The 10,432-nt window shown below is 60.8% G+C and carries 8 protein-coding genes; 2 read left to right on the top strand and 6 right to left on the bottom strand.

Going from position 1 to position 10,432, the window contains the following annotated elements; translation table 11 throughout:
- Positions 1-378 precede the first annotated feature (378 nt).
- From AB4Y76_RS20295 to AB4Y76_RS20270, 6 genes are all read right to left on the bottom strand, one after another.
- Positions 379-843 (bottom strand): hypothetical protein, encoded by a 465-nt coding sequence (locus tag AB4Y76_RS20295; protein ID WP_441928637.1) that lies wholly within the window; start codon positions 841-843, stop codon positions 379-381.
- Positions 844-878: 35 nt separating this feature from the next.
- On the bottom strand, positions 879-1,337 hold the full coding sequence (locus tag AB4Y76_RS20290) for a Panacea domain-containing protein (RefSeq protein WP_441928635.1): 459 nt from the start codon (positions 1,335-1,337) through the stop codon (positions 879-881).
- A 288-nt stretch (positions 1,338-1,625) separates the two neighbouring features.
- On the bottom strand, positions 1,626-4,784 hold the full coding sequence (locus tag AB4Y76_RS20285) for a type I restriction endonuclease subunit R (RefSeq protein ID WP_441928633.1): 3,159 nt from the start codon (positions 4,782-4,784) through the stop codon (positions 1,626-1,628).
- Complete coding sequence (locus tag AB4Y76_RS20280) at positions 4,784-5,986, bottom strand: restriction endonuclease subunit S (protein WP_441928631.1); 1,203 nt, start codon at positions 5,984-5,986, stop codon at positions 4,784-4,786. The genes AB4Y76_RS20285 and AB4Y76_RS20280 overlap by 1 nt, the downstream gene beginning before the upstream one ends.
- Positions 5,983-7,728, bottom strand: coding sequence for a type I restriction-modification system subunit M (locus AB4Y76_RS20275; protein ID WP_441928629.1), 1,746 nt, complete (start codon positions 7,726-7,728; stop codon positions 5,983-5,985). The genes AB4Y76_RS20280 and AB4Y76_RS20275 overlap by 4 nt, the downstream gene beginning before the upstream one ends.
- Before the next feature lie 1,148 nt (positions 7,729-8,876).
- Entirely contained in the window at positions 8,877-9,617 is a 741-nt protein-coding gene (locus AB4Y76_RS20270; protein WP_441928627.1) for a hypothetical protein, read from the bottom strand.
- Between the two features lie 111 nt (positions 9,618-9,728).
- Here AB4Y76_RS20270 and AB4Y76_RS20265 point away from each other — a divergent pair, with 111 nt between their 5' ends.
- Together AB4Y76_RS20265 and AB4Y76_RS20260 are read left to right on the top strand one after the other, a co-directional pair.
- Entirely contained in the window at positions 9,729-9,947 is a 219-nt protein-coding gene (locus tag AB4Y76_RS20265) for a helix-turn-helix transcriptional regulator (RefSeq protein ID WP_441928625.1), read from the top strand.
- Entirely contained in the window at positions 9,944-10,273 is a 330-nt protein-coding gene (locus tag AB4Y76_RS20260; protein WP_441928623.1) for a hypothetical protein, read from the top strand. The genes AB4Y76_RS20265 and AB4Y76_RS20260 overlap by 4 nt, the downstream gene beginning before the upstream one ends.
- The last annotated feature ends 159 nt before the right edge of the window (positions 10,274-10,432 follow it).

The raw sequence follows: 10,432 nt of genomic DNA, 5'->3' as shown, positions 1-10,432 counted from the left end.
CAACGTCACGCCATGCTCACGGCGTCGGGCGACGTTCACGACGTCGTCACGGAACTCCTTGGGGAACGGCTTCGGCACGGGGCACATCCTTCCAGCGGCACCGCTCGGCACCACAGATCAGATGTCACCTATCCGTGCAGCAGACCCTTCTGTTGGTAGCGGGGGCAGGATTTGAACCTGCGACCTCTGGGGAACGCCGTGCCCACATCACAGCAGGTCCAGCGAGGTCACTCCTGAGCGTGGATTTCGCTCAATGCACGACCTGGCATCTCACTCCCCATGACCCCTGTTCCCCACATTCCTGGGGAGTTTGTGGGGAACGACCGGGGAGCAGCCGCGCCCGAATCGATCAACGAACTGGCCCCACACAGACCATTGTCAGGTGTTTCGCTTTTCGCTCGGCCACATCTCATGCTCCCGGTCGATCCACAACACGTAGAACACGTGCTCGCGCAGGATGCCGTAGACGCGAAACTTCCCGTTGATGCGCAGGGTGTGCACAGCCGTCTCGTCATCTCGCTCAAGCGTCGTCAGGCGCGAGGTGATGTTGGCGTGAGCGTCTTCAACGGCGTACCGCTTGCAGCCGTTGTCATGCTGCGCCCAAATCTCTGAGCATCGCTGCGACTCGTACTGGCCCAGGGCTTTGTACACCTGGGCGTAATCGTCGGGCGTAAGTGAACCCACGGCGGACGGATGTTCGATGTCCAGGTCACCGAAACGCCAGACCGGTTGACGTTGCCACGGCTCCGCGTGGTCTATCCCCAGACTTCTCGGTTGCTTCTCAGATGTAACGCGCTGAGCATTGCGTGGTGACTTGTGAGACGGCCACAGCGTGTCGGCCATCTGAACCTGCTTGGACTTCTTTCGTCCCCCGCGGCTCACGTCAGATCGGCGTTAGAAGTCAACGAGTCGTAGTACGCCGCAATCTGATCGTCGGGAATGGGCGTCTCGCTACGTACTCCGGCACCTAGCCCCACGCGCGCGTTTCTCCACGGGCGTTCAGAGTGAGTCAGTTCGCTCAACTGGTGACCGGTCATCTCGCCGTAGTGGCTAAGCACCGCGTCAATAGAGGTCGTCTCGTCGTGAGTGAGATTGCCTGAATCCGCCTTGACGTAGTCCGGCATCTCGGACACCCGAAACTCGCCCCGGTGCGCTCGGTACAAATCACGAACCACGGGACCGTTGGCCCACGCTTCGATCTGGTTCGCGAATAGCGGCTGCTCTTCCCAAACCAGGTGCCAAGCGTGCGAGTAGTAGCAGAGTTTCTGCAACTTCATTGCAGTCATTTCGCCGCGCTTCTCGAGAATGTATTCCGCGACGTCGTAGACGTTCGCCATCCCAAGTCCCACCTTTCATGCCAGGCGATGCCACCTGCCGGTACAGGCTGAACAGTGGTGCCGTGCTCACTGTTCCACGCCATGCCCCGCCTTGTGCAGCGAACACACGTGCTGCGAGGCCTGATCTTCATACGAGTTCAACTATGCACTAGGCCTCCGACAATCGCCCCCGTCTCGCTGGCCGCGACTTGATGCGTTGGCGTAGGACTCCTCACAGTGCAGTCAGGATCGCACACCGGGGGTCCGTCCCCTCTCGAGGATTCGGTTCCCTGGCCTGACGTGGCGCGGTCAGGCTGTTGAGTCGTTCACGGCCCCGTCGGTGCCCCAGGCGTAGAGAGTGTTCTTGATAGAGCGCATGACGTCGTCAATCTCGATGCTGTTGCCGAAGAAGTAGTCAGCCCTCTTGTTGTGCTCGCCCTGGGTGTCTGCGATGGCTTCGAGGATCAGGTCGTTCAGGGCGGGACTTTCCAAGAACTGCTTGGAAGTGTTGACCTTGATCTGCTGCTTCACGCTGTCGATGAGGAGCATTCGTCGAAGGACCGTTTCGATGAAGGACTGGTTGTCGGCTTCGGCGTACTCGGTGCCGCTGAACAAGTCGTTGAGTTTCTCGATCACCTCACTCAGGGCGACCATCTTCGGGTCCTTCGCGGTCGCTGACCCCGCACCAGTCGCGCCTATCAAGCCAGCGTCGCCGGTCAGGCTGATGTCAGTCTGGTCGCGCTTGACCTGCTTGATGCTTTGCAGGGCGACGTCGGAGAGGTCAATCTCCGCTGCCCAAGACTCTTCGGAGATGACGCGCCCGAGGAGCCTGAGGAAGATTGCGAGGGTCTCGTACTCCGCTCCGTAGTCCACGACCTGGCTCATGAAGTCGTAGAGCCGCACGTAGGTTCCGACGTCCTTGCGGAACGTGTCGAGAGCGTCCTGTGAGGCCTTGTCCTTCTGGTCGAGCGCGGCCTTGTAGCGGACCTCGAACTCGTGCTTCGGCGCGCTGATGGCTGCCATGAGGGCGTTGTGGCCCTTACGGGTGAGCCAGGTTTCCGCGACCTTGCGGACTTCCTCAGGGCTGTAGATGCCGGACTGAGCGAGTTTCGTCGCGATGTTGACCACCAGGTAGTGATCGGTTTCTGTCTCCACGAAGGCATCAGTGAAGTACGGCTCGAAGGCGTCCCTGATGTCCTCTGCCTTGTTCACGAAGTCGAGCACGAAGGTCTTCGACTTCTTCTCCCCGCCAGGTGTGCGGTAGGTGCGGTTCAGCCGCGACAGAGTCTGGACGGCGGTCACGCCGGACAACTTCTTGTCCACATACATCGCTGACAGCAGAGGTTGGTCGAAGCCGGTCTGGAACTTGTTGGCCACCAACATGACCTTGTACTTCTCGCCGCCGAACGCTTTCGCGAGGTCGAACAGACCAGGGTTCATCGAGGCCTCAGTGAACGGCTCTGGACCCGTCTCTGAGTCTTCTACGGACCCTGAGAACGCCACCAGGGTCCTGTAGTCATACGCAGGGTCTGCGGCCAGTCGCTTGGCGATATAGGCGTCGATGGCCAACTTGTAGCGGACCGCTGCCTTGCGGGAGTCGGTGACGACCATTGCTTTCGCGTGACCGTCGAGCAGGTGGACGACGTTTTCGTGGAAGTGCTCCACGATAATTTTGACCTTTTGGGCGATGTTGGTCGGGTGGAGTCTCACCCACTTCATGAGGCCCTTCGTCGCCGCAGACTGATCGACTTCCTCGGTCGTACCGTTCTCAACAGTCTGGGCGATCTTGAAGGCGGTGTCGTAGGTCTGATAGCCGCGAAGGACGTCGAGGATGAACTCCTCCTCAATGGCTTGCTTCATCGAATAGACGTGGAACGGCACCGGCTTACCGTCATCACCCTTGCGCCCGAACAACTCCAAAGTCTTCGCCTTCGGAGTCGCGGTAAAAGCGAAGTACGAAATGTTGCGCGACTCGGCCCGTTCGGCGGTCTCACTGGCGAGGACGGATTCGAGGTCCACCTCGCCGCCGTCTTCGATGTCCTTGATTTCCTCAGCGGTCAGGACAGCCTTCAACTTCGAAGCGATCTGGCCCGACTGCGAGGAATGCGCCTCGTCCGCGATGACCGCGAACCTCTTCCCCGACAGCCCCGCGTTCTCGCGCACAGCGTTCATTGCGAACGGAAAGGTCTGGATCGTCACCGCGATGATGTGAGAGTGCTGGTTCAACAGAGCCTTCGCCAGCAGATCAGACTTCGACTTCGCTCCGGCCTTGCGGACGTCGTCTTCATTGATCGTGGCAACTGCGTCTTTCACGCCGTCGATTTTGCGGATCGCGTCCTGCAACTGTCCATCGAGCACATTGCGGTCAACGACCACGATGACCTTGTCGAACACTTTCCCCCAGGCCCCGTTCGTCTCCTGTTGCAGGCGAGCCAATCGCGAGGCAGTCCAGGCGATGGAGTTGGTCTTACCTGATCCTGCTGAGTGTTGGATCAGGTAACGCTGGCCTGGTCCTTCTTCCAGCACTGCCTTCGTGAGTCCGGTGACGACCTCCCACTGGTGGAATCGCGGGAACAGCAGGTTGGTGCTCTTCTTGACTTCACCAGTGATCGGGTCGTGGCTGGTCGAGGTCTCGACCATCACCATCTTCCCGATGATGTTCAGCCACGCATCCTTTTCAAGAACGCGCTCCCACAGGTAGGCGGTCGCGCTCGTCGCCGGTTCGCCCTCGACGTAGGTTGCAGAAGGGTTGCCCTTGCCGCCGTCGTGTCCGACGTTGAACGGTAAGAAGTAGGTATTCGGGCCAGCCAACTTCGTGGTCATCCAGACCTCGGAGTTCGAAACAGCAAAGTGCACCAACGCACGGTTCCCGAAACCCAGGAGCGGCTGCTTCGTGCCCTTCACGCCCTTGTGCGTTCCGTCAGGGAGGCGGTCCTTCTTGTACTGCTCAATCGCATTGTCGATGGACTGCGTGAAGTCGGTCTTCAACTCCAACGTCGCAACCGGGACACCGTTGATGAACAGCACCAGGTCAATCGACCGCTCATCGGTGGGCGAGAAGTGCACCTGGCGCATCACACGCACGCGCATCTGCGCGTACTTCTCGTTCTCGGCCTGATTCAACGTCGTCTCCGGCCTGAACGTCGCCATCGACAAACGCCCAGCACCGATCACCTGGAAACCGGATCGCAGCACATTCAACGTGCCGCCACCGTTCTCCAACGGCAGGTCGAGCGATGCCACCAGACGGTCCAGCAACTGCGCCTGCTGCTTCGCAACATCGCCGCCCGGCTTCACCGCCTTCGCATATGCCTCAGGCTGAGACTCTTCCAACCAACCAAGAACATCTGACGGCACGAGCGCACGCTCTCGGTCATAACCCTGGTCACTTGCCGAGTACAGCCAACCGCGTGCAGCGAGGTAGTCGCAGATTTCCTTCTCGAACTCGATCTCGTTGTGAGTCGCCATCACGCCACCTCGATTCCAACATCGATCTGACCCGTGACCGCAGCCGTGATCAGCGCAGCACGACGCTCACGCGACAGAGCAATCAGACGCTCGCTCCCTACCGCCAGCGCGTCAATCCTCGAGACTTGATCGTGCAATTGGGCTACGACGCGCTTTTGCTCTTCGAGAGATGGCAGTGGGATTGGAGTCCTAGCAAGGGTGCCCAAGTTCAGTCGCCGGAATGTTGAACCCGTGATCTGTTCGTCCCAATAGTCGGCCACGCCACGAGACCGGAGTGCCCAGATCAGGAAGTCTGGGTCGACCGCATCTGACCTAATCGCAACCCGCACGCAGTCGCGAGAGATGTTAACTCCATCGAGGTCAGGAGCGAGGTAGGCAACCTTGCCGTAGCCGGGGCCGATCGAAACTACATGGTCACCACCTCGAACAAGCGACCTGGCGTAGACCTTCGAAATCTCGGGTGTTGTACGTGCTAGCGATTCGCGACTCGGCGAGACTCCGAGTGCAAGATCAGCAGGCTGCAAGTATGGGACTCCATCTGCCACCTGCTCCCCAGGTTGCAGGATGCCATAGGTCATTGGTCGGGTCGGATCGACGATTCGCCGAAGCCGTGTCAGGGGCCATCCCGTCAATGCGGCGGTGATAGTCGCATTTCGGCGTTCACGCAGCAGGTCGATCAGTCGCTGTTGCTCACCGATCAGCGTGTCGACCTGTGCAATCTCGCCGTCGAGATAGTCAGCGATAGCGCGTTGCTGAACCCGATCAACTACTTCGACTGGGTATCGAAACAGAAAGTCCGCAGGTACTCGTCGAAGGTTTCCAACACCTTGCAGACGGGATGCTCCATCCTGCAAGAACGGCTGACTTCTGCATACGTACGCAAGATACCTGGCGTCGACCCCTGGATTTGGTCGCAGTACATGGAGTTCCGTCGTCCCGGCACCGAGAGGTGTCGGAAGTCGAAGAGGGACTACTCGCCCGGCCTCGAAGGTCGGAGTGATCTTCGGGACTAGAACGTCTCCGTCCCGAAACTGGGTGTAGCCGTTGGCTACCACCTCCGCGGACACTCGACGAGTCAGATCAGCCCGACCGTCCGGCCAAACGCACTCGAGCGGCAGGAACGTGACCTCGACGTCGGGGTTCGACATGAACTCGGGCACGGGCGGATTGACTGCCGCTAGTCGTCCCATTGCGATGCTCATCCCTCAACCTCGCGAAGTAGTTCGAGAATCCTGGCAACCTGCGCTTCTAGGTCGGCGTCAATCTCGGCAAGCGGCCTGGGCGGCACATACTTGTAGAAGTGTCGGGTGAACGGAACCTCGTAGCCGATCTTGGTCTTCTTGTGGTCGATCCAGGCGTCGGGGACGTGCGCGAGGACCTCGGCTTCGAAGTACGCCTTGATAGTGGCGTCCCGGCCTGCGTCACCGTCGGTGTTGCCGCCATACGTGAACGGGATGTTCTCGGTGTCGCGCTTCTTGGAGTCGGGCTTAGGGGTGCCCTTCCCGTCGGTGACCGGGTTGCTCTCGTCATCGAGGAGGGGTCGTTCGACGGTGATGGTCCAGTATCCGAAGTCGGTGTTGGAGAAGACCTTCGACATGTCCGGGTCGGCGTCTTCGAACTGGTCGTAGACGGTGACGATCTTGGTACGCGCTCCGTCGCCCAGTTCCTTGCGCTTAGAACCGAGGCTCTTGCGCATCTTGGTGCCCATCGCGGAGCCGTCGATCAACTGGACCTTGCCCCGACGTGCCGGGGACTTGGTGTTGTCGAGGAGCCAGATGTAGGTCGCGATGCCGGTGTTGAAGAACATGTCAGTCGGCAATGCCACGATGGCTTCGACAAGGTCGTTCTCAAGCAGCCAGCGGCGAATCTCCGAAGGCCCCGACCCGGCACCGCCGTTAAACAGCGGCGAGCCGTTCAGGACGATCCCTGCCCTTCCTCCGCCTTCGTGCTTGGGGCGCATCTTCGAGGCGAGATGGGTGAGGAACAGCATCTGCCCGTCGGACACTGCGGGGAGACCAGGAGCGAAGCGGCCCAGGTGTCCGGTGGCGGCACGTTCGGCCTTTACAGTCTTCTCTGAGGCTTTCCAGTCCACCCCGTAGGGAGGGTTGGCGAGGCAGAAGTCGAACTTGCGGTCTGCGAAGAGGTCTTCGGCCAGGGTGTCGCCCAAACGGATGTTGGTGGCGTCCTGGCCTTTGGCGATCATGTCGGACTTGCAGATTGCGTAAGACTGGTCGTTGATTTCCTGCCCGAAGAGAACCAACTGGGCGTCGGGATTCTGGGCCAGGAGGTGTTCCTCTGCGACGGAGAGCATTCCGCCGGTGCCTGCGGTGGGGTCGTAGATGGTGCGTACCACTCCGGCCTCAGTCAGGTCGTTGCCCTTCTCCGCAAAGAGCAGATCGACCATGAGCCGGATCGCGTCACGCGGTGTGTAGTGCTCCCCTGCCTCTTCGTTGGACGCTTCCGCGAACTTCCTGATCAACTCTTCGAACAGGTCTCCCATCTCCGCGTTCAGGACCTTGTTCGGGTGCAGGTCCACTTCGGAGAACTTCGACACGACCAGGAACAGGCGTTCCTTCTCTTCGAGGGTCGCGAGTTCGTTGCCGAACTTGAACCGTTCGAAGACGTCGATCTGGTCGGAGAACCCGTCGAGGTAGTCCTGCAAGTTGACGCGCAGGCTGTCGGAGTCCGCCAGGAGGCTTCCGAAGTCATACGGGGAGGTGTTGTAGAAGGTCAGGCCGGTGGCCTTCTTGACCTCAATCCCGAGCCGGACCGGGTTCTCGTACTTCGCCGCGAGGGACCGCATCTGGTCACGGTGCGGCTCCATGATGCAATCCAGTCGCCGCAGGATCGTGAACGGCAAGATCACGTCCCCGTACTTCGCAGGCTTGTAAACCCCCCGCAACTGGTCCGCGATGGACCAGACGAAGTTTCCAAGACTGCTCACAGGTGCTCCTTGATCTAGGTGGGCGGATCGGTACCCATCTTGTCGGAGACCACCGGCACATTTTCGATTTGGAGAAGAGGCGTGCCAGATTCAGGTCCTCGAATCTGAGGTCCCCCGATTCACACGCGGAGCCGAGCATCGGGCCAACTGGCTGGTGCTCAGCCCGTTCGCTACCGCGACGATCCCGTGCGCCGAGTGGCGGCACGATCACGAATCTGCAGGTTTGCCTGCGCTCACGCTATGGAGCCGATGGAAGGTCAGATTCAGAACGGACAGGATCGTCGTCACGGTCGTGGGGGCCATCGCTCGGGCGACGTCGCCCTACGTACAGCACACCGATTGGTACCAACACGCCGAGGAGGAGGAACCCAAGGAGCCAACCCCGCCGGGTGCTCCGGAAGTCTTCGCATTGCCGGTGGTAAGCAACCGTTTGCTCAGCGAGCGCAAGGCTCTGAGCAGACGTGTCTGCGAAGGCATCGACCTGGCTTGACTCGTCGTACAGCGACTTCATCTTTCCGACCAGTTCCCTCGTCTGAGCCTCCGTGAAGTCCGGACTCACCAGCGAGCCGCACGTCGAGGAAGGGACGAAGAGCATGAACGCTGCGCCAGCCAAGAACGCGGCACCCAATGCGATAGCAAGCCTGTTGATCATGCGCGGAACCGTAACGATGTGAACTGGGCGGCGTCGCGGAACGCCAAAGATGCCCTCGGCATGAGACTGGCGCGACCAGGTCGGCCAACCGTGCTGTGCCAGGTCGGGCTCCGGCACTCGAGGCGTGGGTCGGAATCCTCCGCGTTAGACGCCCGATGGGTCAGCAGTCACCGTCTCGGTCTGGTCGTCGACCGCCTCCACGAGTAGGAGCAGAATCTCGTTCTGGCGGAACATCAGGTCACGAATCTGCTGGAGACGCACCGCAACCAGAACCATGAAGATGAGCGGGATCAGTCCGAGTAGAAACATGAGGGTCCTTCGCGGCGGTTGGGTCTGACGGGCAGAGAATAGTGACGCGCACGTCTGGCCAAGGGCGAAATGGCAAGCGGCGGTACGTCTTGCTCCGTCCAGGTTTCGAGGGCCTGAGCAGGCAAGCCGTGTGGTCGAAGGTGGAGTGGCCCCTCCCCCCGCGGCCCGAGCCGTCGGAGCCGCCCCCCTACCCCAGGTCTCTCAAGACTCGGTGAGCAGCAGCCAACTTCCGCTTAAGCCGTGCCTCGCCTAGACGACGAGCCTCCAACTTGGCTGCCAGCACATCGCCACTCGACTCCGGAGACTCGTGCCGCCGAATGAAGGCCGTCGCCCCTGCGAACTGCCGCTCGATTGCAGCATCAATGTCGAACGCCGCCCGGTAATCGTCGCCATAGAGGAGGCGCATCGCCTCATCGGTGAGCACGGTCAAAGGTGCTGCGTCCAAGTCGTCTTCATCGAAGCGATGGATGGCCTCGGTGTACCGCTTGGCCACAGTCAGACGGTTCCTCCAAGTTTGAACGCTGCCGCCGTATCTGGAAGCGAGGTCCTGCGCCAGGCTTCGGGCTGCTCCCCCCGCCGACACGTACACGTCTGCCAGTTGGGCGTAATCGGTTTCGGTCCGCGCCGTGGTACCGCGCCGGTCTTCCAGGAAGGGGCGCAGGAGTAGGTCGGTGGGTTGCACCAGCCGCGTGGAGGCAGTTCTTCGCGCCGCGATCGAATCCTTCGCTGCCCTGATCCATCGAGCGTAAGGCGCACGAGAGAGAACCGACGGCGTGAGCCCGCCGGCTCCATCGCTCTCCCAACGAAGCCCAATCACGGTGAGAACGCCGAGCCGATCCACGACAGCCAAGATCGCGCGTTGGTCGTGGTACGGGAACTCGCACTCCCAGCCGTCAGCCGTTGCGGCTACCGCGACCGGATCGTTCACAAGCCTCCCCCTCTGCGAAATAGGTAGGTTTCCCGATCATATCGGTACCCGTGCATACCTTTGTCTCACCCCGCAGCATCTGGCTCCGGGTGTGTAACTGAACCGACCGAGATGAAGGACAAGATGAACCACGTTGAACACCGCCCCGACACCCTCCTGCGAGCACGAGTGGTCGCGGACTTGCTCGGCACGACTGAAGGACGACTCGCGAACATGCGGTGCGCAGGCGTCGGCCCGACGTTCATCAAGATCGGGCACTCCGTGCGCTACCGAGTGAGCGACATCGAGGCGTACCTGAACGCGAACACGATCAAGCCGGTGACCGCATGATGGATCAGGCCGGTATCGACACCTGGGAGAGCATCGCTCTGGACGACCTAGGCTTGTACCGAGATGCCGTGCTCGCCGTACGAGCGATCGCCCAGCGCGGGCGCGCCTTTCGTTCCACCGCGATGCCTCTGTCCCGACGCCGCCTCCTGGAGGGCATGCAGGAAGTCCGCGGGGCAACGTTGAAGCAGGCCAACGCCGACAAGGCTTTGGCCGCCCTGCTCAGCATGGGTTACCTGGTCAGGCTCAACCCGAACGCACCTCGTCGAGAGGTCAGTCGGTACCTGCTGACCGTGCCGGCACGGAGTCTGGTGACTAGCCTTGACTGAAGCCAAAACCTGCCCTGACCTGCACTTTTGCGAATCGTTGACCTATAGGTAGTACCAAGGTCTTCGATCAATCCGAGGGTCGTCGACCTGGGCAGCCGCCGCGTAGCGGCTGCCCGCCTCGGCGAATACTCAAACGCTTGAGGAGCCACGGCGCGCCCT

It is taken from the genome of Marmoricola sp. RAF53 (assembly GCF_052114005.1).
Lineage (GTDB): Bacteria > Actinomycetota > Actinomycetes > Propionibacteriales > Nocardioidaceae > Marmoricola.
The sequence above is the reverse complement of the archived record's forward strand: the minus strand, read 5'-3'. Positions and strand labels throughout refer to the sequence as shown.